This is a genomic window from Candidatus Limimorpha avicola (assembly GCF_056978975.1).
In genome coordinates, this window is record NZ_DBMCYK010000013.1 from 23,247 (window position 1) to 41,182 (window position 17,936).

12 protein-coding genes are annotated in these 17,936 nt (G+C 41.9%); 7 read left to right on the forward strand and 5 right to left on the reverse strand.

From position 1 onward, the window contains the following. The 7 genes from ACZOVS_RS06925 to nqrF are packed head-to-tail and all read left to right on the forward strand — an operon-like array spanning position 1 to position 9,834. Entirely contained in the window at positions 1-4,068 is a 4,068-nt protein-coding gene (locus tag ACZOVS_RS06925; RefSeq protein ID WP_483996507.1) for a C25 family cysteine peptidase, read from the forward strand. Positions 4,069-4,105: 37 nt separating this feature from the next. Further along, positions 4,106-5,452 carry a Na(+)-translocating NADH-quinone reductase subunit A gene (locus tag ACZOVS_RS06930; protein ID WP_483996508.1) on the forward strand — a complete coding sequence of 449 codons (1,347 nt, stop codon included), beginning with the start codon at positions 4,106-4,108 and terminating at the stop codon, positions 5,450-5,452. 4 nt (positions 5,453-5,456) lie between these two features. Further along, positions 5,457-6,611 carry an NADH:ubiquinone reductase (Na(+)-transporting) subunit B gene (locus tag ACZOVS_RS06935; protein ID WP_483996509.1) on the forward strand — a complete coding sequence of 385 codons (1,155 nt, stop codon included), beginning with the start codon at positions 5,457-5,459 and terminating at the stop codon, positions 6,609-6,611. Continuing rightward, positions 6,608-7,348 carry an NADH:ubiquinone reductase (Na(+)-transporting) subunit C gene (gene nqrC / locus ACZOVS_RS06940; protein WP_483996510.1) on the forward strand — a complete coding sequence of 247 codons (741 nt, stop codon included), beginning with the start codon at positions 6,608-6,610 and terminating at the stop codon, positions 7,346-7,348. Before ACZOVS_RS06935 ends, nqrC begins: the two co-directional genes overlap by 4 nt. After that, positions 7,335-7,943, forward strand: a complete 609-nt coding sequence (locus ACZOVS_RS06945) for an NADH:ubiquinone reductase (Na(+)-transporting) subunit D (protein ID WP_483996511.1) — start codon at positions 7,335-7,337, stop codon at positions 7,941-7,943. The genes nqrC and ACZOVS_RS06945 overlap by 14 nt, the downstream gene beginning before the upstream one ends. Before the next feature lie 11 nt (positions 7,944-7,954). Then, a complete protein-coding gene (gene nqrE, locus ACZOVS_RS06950; RefSeq protein ID WP_483996512.1) occupies positions 7,955-8,569 on the forward strand; it encodes an NADH:ubiquinone reductase (Na(+)-transporting) subunit E in 615 nt (204 codons plus the stop codon). A gap of 17 nt (positions 8,570-8,586) precedes the next feature. Beyond that, the gene (gene nqrF, locus ACZOVS_RS06955; RefSeq protein WP_483996513.1) at positions 8,587-9,834 is read left to right on the forward strand and encodes an NADH:ubiquinone reductase (Na(+)-transporting) subunit F; all 1,248 of its coding nucleotides are present in this window, start codon (positions 8,587-8,589) and stop codon (positions 9,832-9,834) included. A gap of 288 nt (positions 9,835-10,122) precedes the next feature. On the opposite strand, the gene ACZOVS_RS06960 is transcribed toward nqrF, so the two are convergent. The 5 genes from ACZOVS_RS06960 to ACZOVS_RS06980 all read right to left on the reverse strand — a co-directional run bounded on the left by ACZOVS_RS06960 (position 10,123) and on the right by ACZOVS_RS06980 (position 17,934). After that, positions 10,123-13,155, reverse strand: coding sequence for a type III restriction-modification system endonuclease (locus tag ACZOVS_RS06960; RefSeq protein ID WP_483996514.1), 3,033 nt, complete (start codon positions 13,153-13,155; stop codon positions 10,123-10,125). A gap of 140 nt (positions 13,156-13,295) precedes the next feature. Continuing rightward, positions 13,296-14,438: a Fic family protein gene (locus ACZOVS_RS06965; protein WP_483996515.1), complete on the reverse strand. Its 1,143-nt coding sequence runs from the start codon at positions 14,436-14,438 to the stop codon at positions 13,296-13,298. A gap of 1 nt (position 14,439) precedes the next feature. Next, on the reverse strand, positions 14,440-16,083 hold the full coding sequence (locus tag ACZOVS_RS06970) for a site-specific DNA-methyltransferase (protein WP_483996516.1): 1,644 nt from the start codon (positions 16,081-16,083) through the stop codon (positions 14,440-14,442). Positions 16,084-16,337: 254 nt separating this feature from the next. Beyond that, entirely contained in the window at positions 16,338-17,327 is a 990-nt protein-coding gene (locus ACZOVS_RS06975; RefSeq protein WP_483996517.1) for a S1 family peptidase, read from the reverse strand. A 7-nt stretch (positions 17,328-17,334) separates the two neighbouring features. Next, positions 17,335-17,934 carry a DUF4391 domain-containing protein gene (locus ACZOVS_RS06980; protein ID WP_483996518.1) on the reverse strand — a complete coding sequence of 200 codons (600 nt, stop codon included), beginning with the start codon at positions 17,932-17,934 and terminating at the stop codon, positions 17,335-17,337. Between the last annotated feature and the right edge of the window lie 2 nt (positions 17,935-17,936).

Consider the following 17,936-nt stretch of genomic DNA (forward strand, 5'->3'; position numbering starts at 1 on the left):
ATGAAAACATATCCTTTCAACATTAAGTACATTTTACTTTTCGCGTTGACAATTACATTGTCATTCAATCTCAACGCCCAATCTTACGATTATCAGTTCAACACCGGCATCGACGGTTTTTCTATCTGTAACAGCACCCGTTCAGGATTGACTCTGCGTTACAGTATTAACAATTTGTCCATAGAAAATACTACATATAATGATGCCTCCGGCGATATTATATCATTACATGGCATATTCCTTCCCGGTGATCCCGGAAAACCAAATCTTCCTTCATCAAGCAGATACGTGGCAATTCCCAAAGACGCTTCCATCAAGGTTTCCATTAAAAACATGAAAACCAAAAACATTGACAATGTCGATATTTTACCGGCTCCTGAACCCGTATTGGAAAACGACAACAATCCCATAATAAGGAAAAAAGACGAATCGGTTTACAATAAAAACGCTTTCTATCCTGAGAACCAAATAGCAATATCTGAAATAACACAAATCAGAGATGTTGACGTTGCCATTATCAGTGTCAATCCCTTTCAATACAATCCTGTGACAAAACAACTCATAGTGGCTTACGACATTGAGTTGAACATCGAATTCGAAGGTGGGAAAGGCACCTTCGGAGATCCTCGTTATCGTAGTGACACTTGGAACCAAATCATCAGCGACATGGTGATAAACAATGATGTCATAGAACCATTCGACTACAAAAGTTTTATCAGAGAATCAGTGGAAAGAGGCGACACCGGATGCGAGTATTTGATTATCACACCTGACAATGAAGAATTTATACAACTTGCCGACTCGATAAAACTGTTCCGCAGCCAACAAGGCATTCTCACCAAAGTTGTCACGGTGAGTGAATGTGGAGGCAACGACTACAATACAATACGCTCATACATCAATAATGCTTACAACACATGGGATGTCCCCCCATCAGCAGTTCTTTTCCTCGGAGATCATAACACCGATGGTACAAAAGGCATAGTGTCGCATAATATGTACAACCACCCCGGTGGAGATTCCTACAACCCTTATATATCAGACAATCCTTACGGAATAACCGACAACAGCGATCTCCCCAACATCATCACCGCCAGAATTACCGGACGTGATTACGATGAACTTTATCATATCATAAACAAAGATTTGCGATATGAACGTAATCCTCCGACAAACAGCAATTTCTATGACAAACCCATCACCGCCATGGGTTATCAGTTGGAACGTTGGTTTCAGTTGTGTTCAGAGGTAGTAAATGGTTTTTGGGAATACGGTCTCGGCAAACACCCGGTTCGTCTCAATGCAATATACGAAGGTACTCCGGGCAGCAGATGGTCAACAAATGAGAACACTCCTTCTATTGTCAATTATTTCGGTCCCAATAACTTAAACTACATCCCTCAAACCATGTCGCATCTTACTGAATGGGATGCCAAAGCCGCAGATGTAAACGAGGCGATCAACAACGGTGCATTTATACTGCAACATCGTGACCATGGAGCTGAAGAATTGTGGGGAGAGCCGTCATATAGCATAGGATCTATAAAAAAACTTACCAACGAAGATCTCACCTTTGTCATGTCCAACAATTGTCTGACAGGAAAATTCAATTATGGAGGTCAAGATGGCTGCTTCGCTGAAGCTTTTCACCGCCACCAATACGGTGCTCTCGGACTTATTGCCGCAACAGAAGTGTCATATTCTTTCGTAAACGATGTATATGTATGGGGTGCATACGATAACATGTGGCCGGAATTCATGCCTGACTTCGGCACTCAGCACCCAAAATCTTTCGTCTTGCCATCTTACGCCAATGTCTCAGGAAAATATTTTCTGAAACAATCGTCATGGGTCAGTTCCTGGCAAGGCAAAGAAATAACATACTATTTGTTCCATCATCATGGCGACGCATATATGAACCTCTATACAGAGATGCCTCAACACCTTACAGTTGATATGTTGCCCGTTTTAAAAGACGGTGCCACAACCTACCAAATCACTGCCGATAAAGATGCAACAATTTGTCTATCAGTAGGCGACGAGATAATAGGTCTTGCCTACGCCACAGGCCTGCCAATGGAAATGACAGTAACGCCGCAATCTGTAGGAACGGAAGTCATTCTAACTGTAACAAAACAAAACTATTACAGATACACCGGGAAAATATCCGTCATTCCCAACGAAGGCCCATATCTCATCTTCGACAACTGCACGGTAAACAACAATAACAGCAATAACTTGGATTACAATGAGACGGCAAGTCTCAATGTCGCCCTGCATAATGTAGGGACAGAAACAATAAACGACGTGACAGCCGTATTATCAACAACCTCACCTTACGTCGAGATACTTAATAATACAGCTGTGTTCAATAGTATTTCCATAGATGATATAACATCTCTAAGTTCTGCTTTTGAAATAAGAGTATCTGATGATGTGCCTGACATGACATACATCCCATTCACGTTATCATTATACAACAATGATTATTCATTTACAGACGATTTCAAATTGCCTGTTTTTGCTCCTTCTTTGATGATGACAAATTATACCATCACAGACGAAAATGGCAATGCAACAGACAGATTACAGGCAGCCTCAATATCAAATTTAACATTTACCATTAAAAATCAAGGACATAATAAAAGCAATCATGTCAATATTTATTATAAAATATTTGCTCCTTTCATTTCTGTCAATGAAGATATCATTACTATTGAGGGAATTAACAGCAACGACAGTACAACTGTAACATTCACTGTCAATGTCAACGATAACAGCCCTATGGGAGCCATACTGACAGACAGACTGACTATCACATCCGGAAAATACCAGTCAATACATGAAAACACAGTCTCATTAGGCAATACGACAGAAAATTTTGAAAATGAGACACTCAACTCAATAGCACAATGGAGTAACAGCGGTGCAGCTCCATGGGTTCTCGATGACACCGACCCTTATGAAGGAAATTATTGTTACAAGTCAACATCTGCAAACAGCATACCTAAATCCACGTTGATTATGGGAATAACAACAGATAAAAACGACAAAATATCATTTTATTTCAAACCTTCTGATAATAAAGATGACAAATTCATTTTCAAAATCAACACAGAGACATTTGTCTTAGAAGGAGAAGGCTGGACATATTTTGAACAACCGATTGAGGCGGGGCAGTATTTGTTACAGTGGGTTTTCTCACGCGAAAGCGGAGCTGACCATGGCGATGCCCGTATAGATTTGATAAGATGGGCGCCCTCTCCTATCTGCATCATTGGTGCCGACGATGACATATTCACCTGCGAAGATCAACCGGCTACAACAAATACTGCATACGGATTTAATTACAAATCAATACTATGGAGTTCTGATGGAGATGGGTATTTTGAAAATCCGCAGGACCTTGTAACATCATATACACCAGGTCCGGAAGACATATCAAACGGTACGACGATTCTGAACCTCACTGCCATGGACAATTACGATATGTCTTATCAAAGTTCCATAAATCTTTACATTAACAACTATATCGAACTTGAAGATACAATACATGGTATCTCCTACATAGACATTGATAATGCCGATACTACTTCATATCATATTGTCGATCTTGACAATGTAAAATATCATTGGAACATAGAACCACAAAACGCTGCCGAGATTGTCACAAATGGCAACAAAGCCACATTGTATTGGAACAACAATTTCAAAGAACCAAATGCCACGCTTTCCGTTTATATCGACAACGGCTGTCAAAGCAATACTGTTTCCAAAACAATAAACATGTCGCATTTCTCCGTCGATGAGAACGATGATATGTCTGAACTGCGTATTTATCCCAATCCAGCAAAAGAAATACTGACAATAGTTTTACCTGCAAACAACGAAAACAAATCATCGTTAGAAATATTTAACATATTAGGTAACAAAGTGTTGAACAGAAATATCAATCCGACTAACGGCAGTATTTCTCTTGATGTAAGTAGTCTTGCTCCCGGTGTTTACATCATTAAAATAATTTCCGGCAGTCATAATTGGACAGAACATGTCGTGATACAAAACTAAATTGTATTTTGGTTGTTGATTTGTTATTTCAAGTCAAATGGATAAGATAATCAAAATAAAAAAAGGTTTAAACATTAATCTTGTCGGAGAAGCCGAACATGTAGTAGAGCATCACGAGCCACAGTACTGTGCCATAAAACCTACAGACTTTATAGGCATATATCCCAAGTTGCATGTAGAAGAAGGTGACAAGGTCAAAGCCGGGAGTATTTTGTTTCACGACAAATACAGGGAAGATCTGTTTTTCACGTCTCCCACAAGCGGTACAATAAAAGCCATAATACGCGGCGAGAAAAGGCTGCTTAAAGAGATTATCATAGAAACAGACGGCCGAGATGACAAGATAGACTTCGGCAAAGGCGACCCTTTGAGGATGTCACGCGAAGAAATAACATCAAAACTTGTTCAAAGCGGTATCTGGGCAATGATACGGCAACGTCCCTACTCTATCATTGCCAACCCTTTGGAAAAACCAAAATGTATTGTAGTTTCTACTTTTGACACAGCCCCTCTTGCTCCGGATAACACCTTAATAATTAAAAACAAACAAAACATCTTCCAAAAAGGAATAGATGTGCTGACCCGCCTTACCGACGGCAAAGTACACCTCAACGTAAGATACGGTGACAATTCTGACATTTTCACAAATATTAAAGGAGTGAATATCAATTATTTTACCGGTCCGCATCCTGCCGGCAACGTGAGTACTCAAATCAACAGACTCGATCCTATCAACAAAGGTGAGATAATTTGGTATTGTTATCCTCAAGATATACTTACAATAGGAGAACTTTTTGAAACCGGATATTACAACGGCGAAAGAGTATTCGCTCTGACAGGTTCCGAAGTGTTACATCCTCATTATTACCAATCTATTATTGGAACATGTATCTCGGATCTTGTAAATAACAACACCGGTGACAAAGAAAACCGATATATAAGCGGCAATGTATTGACCGGGAAAAAGATAGATAAAGATGGTTTTATCTCTTTTTACGACAATACCGTGACAGTAATACCGGAAGGACGACATCATGAGTTGTTCGGATGGTTGGCACCGAACCTCAAAAAATTCAGTTTTTCCCATACCTTCCTGTCATATCTCTTTCCAAAACGCAAATATGTGTTGGATACCAATATGCATGGCGGAGTTCGTCCTTATATCATGACAGGAGAGTTCGAGAAAATCTTTCCTTTCGACATTTTTCCCCTGCAACTCATCAAGGCGTGCATCATCAAAGATATAGATCTTATGGAGAATCTTGGCATCTACGAAGTCGATGAAGAAGATTTTGCATTATGCGAGGTTATAGATCCCTCAAAAACACCTATACAGAAAATCATAAGAGAAGGTATAGATTTAATACATAAAGAAATGAATTAATGTTATGGGATTAAGAACTTTTTTAGACAAGATAAAACCGGCTTTTGAGAAAGGTGGCAAGTTTGAGAAACTGCACTCAACATTCGATGCCTTCGAGACATTTCTTTATGTTCCTGACACTGTCACAGAAAACGGCTCTCATATTCGTGATGCCGTGGATATGAAACGTAACATGATTTTTGTGATGATAGCTCTGATGCCTTGTTTCTTCATTGGTGTTTTCAACGTAGGATATCAGCATTTCTTATCATTAGGAGAAAATGTAACATTTTGGCATACAGTCGGTTATGGACTCATGAAGGTCATTCCCATGTATCTCGTGAGTTACATTGTCGGTCTTGCAATAGAATTTATTTTTGCAGAGGTGCGTCATGAACAGGTCAACGAAGGCTATTTTGTGACAGGGTTTCTGATACCGTTGATAATGCCGCCGGATATACCGTTGTGGATGCTTGCCATTGCTGTAGCCTTCGCTGTCATAATAGGTAAAGAAGTATTCGGGGGCACCGGAATGAATATCGTCAATCCTGCCCTTCTCGCCCGTGCTTTTCTTTTCTTCTCCTATCCGTCCAAGATGTCCGGAGATGATATCTGGATTGCTGACAAACCCGATGCTTATAGTGGAGCCACGCCATTAGGAGAACTGCTTAACGGAAACAACGTGATAGAATCATTAAACATATCAGACATGTTTTTCGGCTTCATGCCGGGAAGCGTCGGAGAAACCTCCAAACTCGCCATCTTGACAGGCGGCATGTTCCTGATATTGACACAAGTGATAAGTTTGAGGATTTTATTGTCAGTTTTTGCCGGAGCCATAATAATGTCATTGACATTCAACCTAATAGGCAGCACTCCTGCCATGGAGGTGACCTTCTGGCAACATTTCCTCATAGGTGGTTTCCTTTTTGGAGCTTTCTTCATGGCAACAGACCCGGTGACGGCTGCTCAGACCAATACGGGAAAAATAATCTACGGCTTCCTCGTTGGCGCCATCGCCATCATGATAAGAGTTATCAATCAGGCTTATCCTGAAGGAATGATGCTTTCCATCCTTCTCATGAACTTTTTCGCTCCTTTTATAGATTATGTAGTCGTAAACAATAACATCAGAAAACGCAAACGCCGTCTTGCCAAAACGGAAAGGAGGTCCCCATGACGAACGGATATATTTTCAGATATACCATAACACTTGTGATAATTGTAGCGATAATACTTTCTGCAACGGCAACTTTGTTATATCCTTTGCAGAAAAAAAACGAAGACAATGAAAAGATGGTGAATATCATGAAAGCTGCCGGTATTACAGTGACAAATAATGAAGATGTATATTCATTATTCGACAAATATTGTACCAAGATGCTTATTATTAACAATGATGGGACTATTATTGATGAATGTAGCGATGCCGTTAAAACAAAATGCAAAGCTTTCAACATTAATCTTAAAAATGAATTGTCAAAAATGGCTGACAATAAAGATTATTCCCTTCCTGTATATGTGTTGCAATATGACAATAAAATTATCAATGTAATACCATTGCAAGGCACCGGGCTTTGGGGTCCTATATGGGGATATATGGCACTGTCGGAAGATTTCGACACTGTGATAGGCACTGTCTTCGACCACAAATCCGAGACACCGGGTTTGGGAGCCGAAATAACGACGGAAAAATTCTCAAATCAATTCAAAGACAAGAGATTATTCAAAAACGGTGTTTTCAAGTCTATTGCTGTCGTCAAAGGCGGAATCTCCGCACTTGATACAGAAGAACAAAAATATGCCGTCGATGCCATATCCGGCGGAACGATAACGTCTAACGGAGTAAATGATATGATAAGGAACACATTAGAGTTATATTTACCTTATATCGAGAAACAAAATGACAAACAATAAGAACATACAAATACTATTGCGTCCCATCAGCGAAGCCAATCCTGTCACGGTGTTGATTTTGGGAATATGCTCCGCTCTTGCCGTGACGGCAAAACTAAAACCGGCTTTTGTCATGGCTGTTTCCGTAACAGTAGTCACCGCCCTGTCAAATCTGATAATATCATTGCTGCGGAAAGGGATACCGCCCAAGATTCGTATCATAGTACAACTCGTAATAGTAGCATCTTTAGTAATATTGGTGGATCAGGTACTTAAAGCTTTCGTCTATGATGTCAGCAAACAACTGTCGGTATTTGTCGGTCTTATCATCACCAACTGTATAGTCATGGGACGTCTCGAGGCATTTGCCATGGCTAACGGTCCATGGGAGTCTTTCTTGGACGGCATTGGCAACGGTTTAGGATATGGCTTGATTCTCATAATAGTAGCTTTCTTCAGAGAGTTGCTCGGTTCCGGCACATTATGGGGTTATCAAATCATACCTCAAAAACTATACGACATCGGATACATGAATAACGGACTGATGATATTGCCACCAATGGCTCTTATCATCGTAGGGATAATAATTTGGGTTAAAAAAACTTCTGTAAAATAAAGGCAGGAATTATGGGAACTTTCAACATATTTATACAGTCGGTTTTTATCGACAATATGATTTTCGCCTATTTTCTCGGCATGTGTTCATATTTGGCTGTATCAAAAAACGTTAAAACTGCCATAGGACTCGGCTTGGCAGTAGTTTTCGTATTAACAATTACAGTACCAATAAATTATCTTTTAGACAAATATGTATTGTCGGCAGGTGCCTTGGCATGGATAAGTCCCGTATTTGCCAATATGGACCTTGAATTTTTAAGTCTGATACTTTTCATCGCCATCATAGCCGCCATGGTACAAGTCGTCGAAATGGTGATAGAAAAATACAGTCCCGCCTTATATGCATCATTAGGAATCTTTCTTCCACTCATAGCAGTAAACTGCGCAATTTTAGGATGTTCTCTGTTCATGCAGGAAAAAGATTTCGGTACTGTATTTCAATCCATTGTATATGGCTTCGGATCCGGCATCGGTTGGCTCATCGCCATAACCGGCATAGCGGCAATAAGAGAAAAAATACGTTATTCCAAGATTCCCAAACCATTGGAAGGTACAGGCATCAGTTTCATCATAACTGGCCTGATGGGAATAGCATTTATGGCTTTCCTTGGCATTAAATTGTAAATCAAAACAAAACAACAATGACAACAATAGTTTCCATCATAATAACAAGTATAATAGTATTTCTCATTGTAGTACTTGTGCCCGTGGGAGTACTCGTAATATTGAAAAAGAGATTGACACCGCAGGGCAAGGTGAAAATCACAATCAATAACGAAAGAATCATCGAAGTGGAACCCGGCGACTCGTTGCTCACGACATTGGCAAATCAACAGATTTTTCTACCATCGGCATGTGGTGGTGGTGGCACTTGCGGCATGTGCCGGTGCAGGGTAATAAGCGGTGGTGGTGCCATACTGCCTACAGAGACAGGCTTCTTCAGCAGAAAAGAACAAAAAGAAAACTGGAGACTCGGTTGTCAGGTCAAAGTAAGAGAAGACATGAATATTGCCATAAACCCTCAGATCTTCGGAATAAAAAAATGGGAATGCGAAGTGATAAGCAACCGTAACGTGGCAACTTTCATCAAAGAATTTATTGTAAAACTTCCTGAAGGAGAACATCTCGATTTCCTGTCCGGAAGTTATATTCAAGTTGATGTTCCTGTAATTGACGTTGACTTCAAAGACATGGATGTCGAGGCGGAATATCGTCCCGAGTGGGACAAATACAAGATGTGGGAGTTGAAGATGCACAATCCCATGCCTCAGTTCAGAGCCTACTCCATGGCAAACCGCCCTTCAGAAAACAATGTGATAATGCTCAACGTACGTATTGCCACACCACCATTCGACAAGAAAACAGGAAGATTCATGAACGTCAATCCCGGCGTATGTTCTTCCTATATCTTCTCCCGCAAGAAAGGCGACAAAATCACCATCAGCGGTCCTTACGGAGAGTTCCACATCAAGAATACCGACAGAGAAATGATTTTCATAGGCGGTGGCGCCGGTATGGCTCCCATGCGTTCCCACATCCTCGACCTTTACAAGACAAAACACAGCAAACGCAAGGCTTCATTCTGGTATGGAGGCCGTTCTCTCAAAGAGTTGTTTTATATCGACGACTTCAAAGAGATAGAAGCAGAAAATCCCAATTTCAGTTTCCATGTGGCATTGTCCGCCCCATTGCCGGAAGACAACTGGAAAGGAGATGTCGGCAACATCCATGAGGTGCTGTACGAAAATTATCTTAAAAACCATAAAGAACCTGAAGAAATAGAATATTATCTCTGCGGACCGCCCATGATGAATGCTGCAGTGCTCAACATGCTCGACAACCTCGGTGTCCCTAAAGAAATGATTGCATTCGATGACTTCGGCGGATGACAATTATTTCATTGCGATACTGTCCTCAAAAATGTGTAAAATCTACTGTACGACAAATTTTTCATGGAATTTTATCAGCAGATTTTATTCCTTTATATGGTAGTGTTTCAAAAAGTGTGTAATTGAAATTCATATTTTGACAAATTATTATAATTTATCGATTATCGATACAAAACCACAACAACAAACCATCTGTATGATTTGACAGCATATAATTCGATTCTCAAGATATTATAAACAAACTTGAAAATTTTATCGGACAGCAATAAAAACATATTAGCAATGAATCTACACAATAGAATTCATTGCATCTATAAGGTCACTGTATTTAGTTACCTTATGATACTTTACTTTGGCCGCAGAAATAGAGTTATATAACTTTTCTGCACATTCTATTTTAGCCAATTCTATCTTAGTCAGATCCATTGACGACATTGAACCCTTGGTTTCAGCAATAAAGAAAATATGCTTTATACCATTTTTCTCCATGGCAATAGCCCAGTCCGGGGCATAATTTCCAACCGGAGTCGGTATCTGGAAGGTTCGCGGTAACTTGGCATATACCACAACCTCCTGGGCTTTGTCAAGGTCATGCGCAAATTGCCGCTCGCCCTTGCTGTCGCTGAATACATAGTCTGTTATGTGCTTCTCCGCTTCATAGGCCTTGTCAAAATCCATTTTGCTCTTTACCGTGAAAATATTGCTGTCATATTTCCCCTCGGTCATGTTGTAGTGGATTGATTCTACAATCATTGTGGACTTCTGCTCCTTGATGATACTGATAACTTTCCGGATAAATTCCTCGGGATTATTCTTGAACAAATACAACTTGCTTTCTTTGATGCCTTGCAGTATTTTCACGACTGTGCGACGCGTGAGGTTTGCTCCCTTGGCAATATCACCCACCAGATCGTAACGGACCGTCGAGGTACATACATCAGTCAACAGATGCGATTGTGATCGGGTATCGCCGAATTCCGTAACCTGTTTTTCATCCTGCATCCCTTCCACCATGACATAACGGAGCTGTTTTACATCCAGCTCTGCATTGATATGCAGAACGGCTTTCTCAATCAGTTCGTTGCTGTCATAGCTTACCGTATAAACATATTGATGATTGATTTCCTTCCATAAGGCCTGGAATTCTTCTTTGCCAAAATTCTCATTCAGCTTGTTTTCGGGGATAGTGGTTTTCTCTTCCACCACCATATCATCGAGAGCTTTCGGGTCAAAGATAGAATTGATCAGTCGGGTAACTCCCTCGGCTATCGGTTGCAACTTCGGAGGCAACGGAGCCACGTTGCCGTTGGTTATAGCCTCACGATATTCAGGCGTGATATGCTTGTCTGCATCAATATAGCCATTGTCTTCCAAATAAATGATAATGCGGCTGGCCTCCGATTCGTCTATGGTATGAATCTCTTCGCCTATCTTTATCTGCTTGCCTGTAAAATAGGCCACGGTCGCTTTGGCGGCACGTTCGCGCAGCACCTCGCGGGTCTCTTTCTGCAATGCACTGGTAAAATCGGCATAACTTTCATTGGCTATGACCGTCAGTTTGTTTACCTCATGCACATCTTCACCCAACAGCTCTTTGTCCATACGGACTCCGTTTTTATCCACACAAAGGCGCAGGCCGCGCCCCACTTCCTGCCGTTTGGCCGTGGTCGAATTGGAGTGCCGGAGCGTACAGATTTGAAATACATTCGGATTATCCCATCCTTCACGCAGTGCCGAGTGTGAGAAGATAAAGCGGGTAGGTTCGTCAAAGTTCAACAGTCGTTCCTTGTTCTTCAATATCAGGTCGTAGGCGGATATATCATCCGACAGGCCGGTCTTCTTCTCAACCTTTCCATCTATTACCCGGTTCGTTTTCTTGTCTATCGAGAAATAGCCTCGATGCACCTCTTGAGGTGTAAACCGACGCAGGTATTCATTATAATCCTCGTCCCATATCTGGAACTCTTCGCTTACTAAACGTGCATACTCTTCTTCAAATATTTCCTGGAATTTGCCCTTCACTTCGTTCCCGTCGTCATCATAGCTCTTATATTTAGCTACCTCGTCGATGAAGAACAGCGACAGGCACTTGATACCCCGCTTGAACAACTGGCGTTCCTTCTCAAAGTGCGACTTGATGGTTTCCCTTATCTGTACGCGCTGCATCCTCAACTCGCTTGTGTCTCCGATTACCTCGCCTCGCCGCAACGTAACGCCATTCAGGAAGGTGACATAACCTTTGGCGTTGATTTCAGACAAGGTAAAACCTTCATATTCGGCCAATCCCGATGCTACACGCAGGCTGTCGCCGGTGCCGAATGTTTTTGTTTTTCGCACTATGGTGCCCGATGCCGTTTTGGTTTCAAATTCAATGCGAGCCATAGGCGGCCGTTTGGGCGAGAGTTCGATACTGTCAAGATACATATAACCGCTGGTACCTCTTAAATTTTTCACCTCAAAGCCCTTTACATGAATGCGTTTTACCAGTTGCTGGCGGTAGGCATCCAACGCATCGAGCGCATACACCGTGTCGTGTCTGGTCTTGTGTGTAGCCGAATAGTTCAGCACAAACAGCGGATTGAACCGCCTGATACCGGCCTGGGTGGCATCGCCTTCCATCTTTTGCGGCTCGTCCATAATGACAACAGGATTGTTGGCCGCAATAACATCAATCGGACGGCGGCTGCCAAACTCATCGCGCTTGGAGTATATAATACGGCTTTCTTTGCTTTTGCCTCCCTCTTTCAAGGAAGCGGCAAAAGCCTGCGTGTTGATAATCATCACGCACAATCCCGAATCTGACGAAAAGCTGTCCAACTGCTGCAGGTTGCTGCTGTCGTAAACAAACCACCGGGCTTTCTTGCCGTAAAGTTCCATGAAGTGCTCTTCCAGCATGGTAAAGCTCTTGGCCACGCCCTCTCGAATGGCTATACTGGGCACCACGACAATAAACTTGCTCCACCCATACTGCTTGTTCAGCTCAAACATCGTCTTGATATATACGTATGTCTTGCCCGTACCGGTCTCCATCTCTATATCCAGATTCACGGGTGCCACTCCTTTGGCCAGTGTCTCCGAAGGAGCTATATCGTATAAATTCTGCACCGAACGGATATTCCGGAGCATCGTCTGCCTGTCCAGCTCCAAGCGGTGGTTACCGTAGCCGATTTCTTCCTCCTTGTAGGTAATCCGCTTTTCTTTGTAACTTCCCAAATCCCTGCGATAGGCCGACAGAGCATGTGACGGCTGACCTCGAAAAACAGCTACCGTATTTTCTACGGCATCGGTCTGATATTGCTGTATTTTAAATTTGAATTTCATTTATATTTATGTCTATATGTACCCGAAAGCCGGGAAATAATCTCCATTAACAATGATATGTACCCAAAAAGAGGATTTCATGGACTTATTCTGGTCAATATGTACCCAAAAACAAGATTCCGGGTACATATTTAATCACACTACACATTGACAGATTCAATCGCCTCTGTCGTAGTATCCATCTTGTGAATAGGTTGTGATATAAATAATGCCATCAATTCTTTGTTGATATAATAATTACTTCTTCCCAATTTCACTTTTTCCAGTAATCCTGTCTGAACAATTTTATCGAGATATTTTGCCGCGGTTTTTCTTTGGACCATCATATCCTTCTCCATAAACTCAATCTTTGTGTACGGATGAAAGAACAGGTTATTAATCAACTCGTGTTTATATTGCTGACCAAAGAGTGGCCTAAGTTTAGCTTTATATGCAGCCATTAGTTTTGATATGTTTTTTACCAATCTCATCGTATCAATGGATGTCTCTTCTATGCCTTTCAATATAAATAATATCCATTCTTCCCATTGATCGAAATTATCCGGGGCCTTGTCTCGAATTGCTTGTATTAAACGGTAATAATCTCCTTTATTATGAGTAATGTACCGACTCAAATACAGAATAGGAAGATCTAATAAATCATTGATTACCAGATACAGAATAGCGATAATACGTCCTGTACGGCCATTTCCGTCATAAAATGGATGAATGCTTTCAAACTGATGGTGAATGATGGCAAGTTTGATTAAGGGGTCTATATCATGAAGCTCGGATATGTTGATATATTCTTCTAAATTAGTCATATATCGCAGAACATCCTGACCACTCTGTGGCGGTGTGTATACTGTCTCTCCTTTAGAAGATTTCAGCGTGGTTCCAGGAAGAGTTCGGAAACCTGCATTATTATTCTCCAAAACATGTTGGATCTCCTTAATGTCATTGAGAGACAATACATGCTTGTGTCTCACCATATTAAATCCTTTCTGCATGGCTTGCCGGTAATTCAGAACTTCTTTAGTCGCTGCATTAACGATTCCATCTCTGAAATGAAGATCTGCCTTATACAGGTCATCAGAAGTGGTGACTATATTCTCAACGGCAGAACTGTCAAGAGCCTCCTGGAGCACCAGAGAACTGAGAAGAATATTCTCATTCGGTATTGTGAGAGCTACGCCCTTAAGTTCTGCCAACCGTTTGTTTGATCTATTCAGTTGTCGCAAGACAGCCTTAGTTTCAAAGTCAAACCCTAACGGTAATTGCGGTATGCTGTATGTTGTGCTCATATTACAATATTTTACAATTGGTATCGGGCGAATAGTGGCGGAATATCTGCTCAAAGTTGTCAATCACATTGTCGTTGGCGGCCGAGGCATCGCGCATGACGAAATACACCGGGTGCAGTTCGGCTATTTCCTTTATGGCGGCTTCGGTCACATCGCGGTCGAAGCAAGCCACCAGATAGTTGTCATCTACTATATGGACGGTCTTGCCCGCTATCTGTCGGGTCTCGATCTTGGCCGAGAGTTCTATGCCGAGGTCGAGCATCACCTGGAACAACAAGTCTTCACCCGTGCGGTCGGCTTTCACGTTCTCAGTGAATAACGATTGCATCGTAAACTCCTGCGGTGTGTAATACACATCTTCCATGTTTGACGTGTCAAGTTTCAACACGCGGAATCCGGTGTCGAGTTTTTCTATGCCCTCCTTGTCTTTGTTTTCATCTTTTATCTTCCTTCCGGCACGGCGTATGCGTTCCTTGCCTATCTCGCAAATGTTTTTGTATCCGGCTTTGTAGGCTTCGCTCTTTTCGTCAGTCTTTTCGGGCAACTGCACCATAATAAACTTGCGATTGCCTCCATCTTCGGCATTGAGTTGCATCACGGCATGGGCCGTTGTGGCCGACCCGGAAAAGAAATCAAGAATAATAGAGTCTTTTTGAGTATTGGCTATTTGTAATATACGAGATAGCAGACGTACGGGTTTAGGACCATCAAAATAACCATTGTTATCAAATAATATTTTCACTTCTTGCCGTCCTTCTTGATTATGCCCAACTTCGGTATATTTCCAGATTGTAGTTGGTGTCATACCTTGTTGTACATCTGCCAAATATCTTTTTAATCTCGGCATATTACCTCCGTCCTCTCCAAACCAAACTCTTCCATCAGCAATAAGCTTCATCATTTTTTCTTTATTGGTGAACCAGCATCTTCCATTTGGAGGAGTCATCTTTGATCCATTTGGAGTTGTAATTTCGTAGTCATATGCTGCAGAATATGTTTTAACCGTCATATTGTCAGGCGACCATGGGCCTCTTGGGTCGTTATCTGGATTTTTATATCTGGCATTTGCTTCTTCAGTACGTGCTAATTTGCCAATGTGAAAGTTGCTTAAAATTTTTGCATATACAACAATGTAATCGTGGCTATCAGAAAAATACTTGGCATCATTTTTTGGTGCAAAAGCTCTTTCCCAGATGACAGACCCGACGAAATTATGCTCCCCAAATATTTCATTTCCGACTTTTTTGAGATTCTCTATTTCATTTTCGTCGATTGAGATAAAGATCACCCCGTCGTCCGACAACAGGTCACGGGCCACTTTCAAGCGGGGATAGATCATATTGAGCCAATCGGTATGGAAACGGCCGTTGCTCTCGGTATTGCGCTGCATCGGGTCGATGGTTTGGTTGCCCTCTTCATCGAACAGTCCGCTGGTCTCTTCAAACTCGTCACGGCTTTGTGCAAAATCGTCGTTATAGACAAAATCATTGCCGGTGTTGTAGGGCGGGTCGATATAGATCATCTTCACCTTACCTAAATAGGTCTCGCGCAACGCTTTCAGTACATCGAGATTGTCTCCCTCGATATAGAGATTCTGCGTGTGGTCAAAATCCACACTCTCCTCGCGGCAAGGGCGCAGGGTCATCGTCGTGGGTGTATTGGCCAGCCGGTTGGCCGCACGCTTGTCGGGCCAGGTAAACTGGTAACGCTGTTCGGGGCCTTCGACCACGTCGTGAGCCAGGAGTTGGCGGAGTTTGTCGAAATCGATGGCCTGTTCGACGCGACCGTTGCTGTTGATTCGTTCGGTCAGACACTCGGGGAACAACGCCCCGATTTGTTCTATATTTCTATCGGCCATATCTGCCGTTTGCATCTTCAGGTGTTCCATGAAAGGTATATTTAGTTCTCTAATTCTGACCAATTTATAAAATTGGCGTGTATGATTTCATTCTCTTTAAGAATTGGGGGCAAAATTTGAATTGGTAATCCCATCCCATATCCCAAGTCATCATATCCATGACCTTCAGATATAGGTTGTCCAAAAGCTACGCCAACAACACTGCCTTTTTTATTTATAATAGGCCCTCCGCTGTTTCCGCCTTTGATTTTGGCAGTGATCAGCATAAGACGAGTTTGTTCGTGGGTATACATATTTTCGGCAATGGCTGCAACGTCTCCTCGTGTGGGAGCCATGCGTAATGTTGCCATTGTTGAAATTGTTGCTTTTTCAGCGGTTAAGAAATCCAAAAAGGTTGGTATTTTGGGATATCCCATTACTAATACTTCATCAAGCACATGGGCCTCATCACTAAATAGGTGGGCAGGTTCTCCAAGATCGATATAAGCTACATCAATGTTAGGATTTTTACTTACATATATTTTTGATGAATTCAATAACCCTGCATCATAACCTTGAATGGCGTATGAATCATGATCTGTAATGCAATGGCGAGCGGTAACAAGTCCATTTAAAAATTTAAATGTCGTACCCATTGATTTTTCTCCGTCTTTGCATGCAATAATAGGGATAACTTTATCTCTATAATATTTATATATGTATTCAAATCCATATACCAAAGCGCAATAACAATGGTTGTAATTCATTTTGTTATCTTCCCAGATCTTTTTTTCCCTCCAAAAAGAATAACAAGTATCACCCTCTAAAGTGCCACCTCTTCTAATTACGGACATAATATTATTTTGCACCAGCAAATCGCATATTTTAATGATTACCTGCGGTTGTAATGCGTCGGAAGAAGTACAATATTTGTTATTGGTGCAAAAACCAATTACGTTCTTTTCATTGAGGTTAGTATCTAACCAGAAATATTCTAATATTGATATTATTAAATCTGGATATTTAATGTCATAATCTAAAAATTCTTTCATCTTATTATTATATTTGCATTTTCAGTTTCTTTAACTCCTTGAATAACTCCGATTTCCGCCGCGGTTGCCGTTCCGACCGAACCTTGCGTTCCAGCACCTCGATCTGGTGAAGCAGTTTCGCGCGGCGATCATCCTGCACAATCTGTTCGGCAACGCTACGTCCCTCGGTGGGGGTGATAGCTCCGATCGAGGCGACAATTTCATCCCATACGGCATCGAGGTTCAACCCCGAGAGTGGTAAGGTGGCTTGCTCGACAGGTTGCCAGGCAGTTGTAAACAGCTTGGTGTGGAAGATGGCAAACTGCACCTGGTCTTCGTGTCGCAGGGCAAAAACCATGTGTTGAGCAATCAGTCGGGGCAGCAGCAAGATGTTTTTTGCATCGTATTCCCTGCGCTTCATCTGCACATCGACCACATAAACCCCTTTCACCTCGGCTCCTTCGCCCAATGCCGGTATCGTTGCCGGGGAAATAACCGCCACAATATCGATACGGGCAATATCTGCATCGAAGTTCTCACGCCGGGCTGTTGGCAGGTCAAACTTCGCATAAATCGCCTTCTTCGGCAACTGCTGTTTTCGTTCAGTGGATGTGGGAAGACCGTACATAA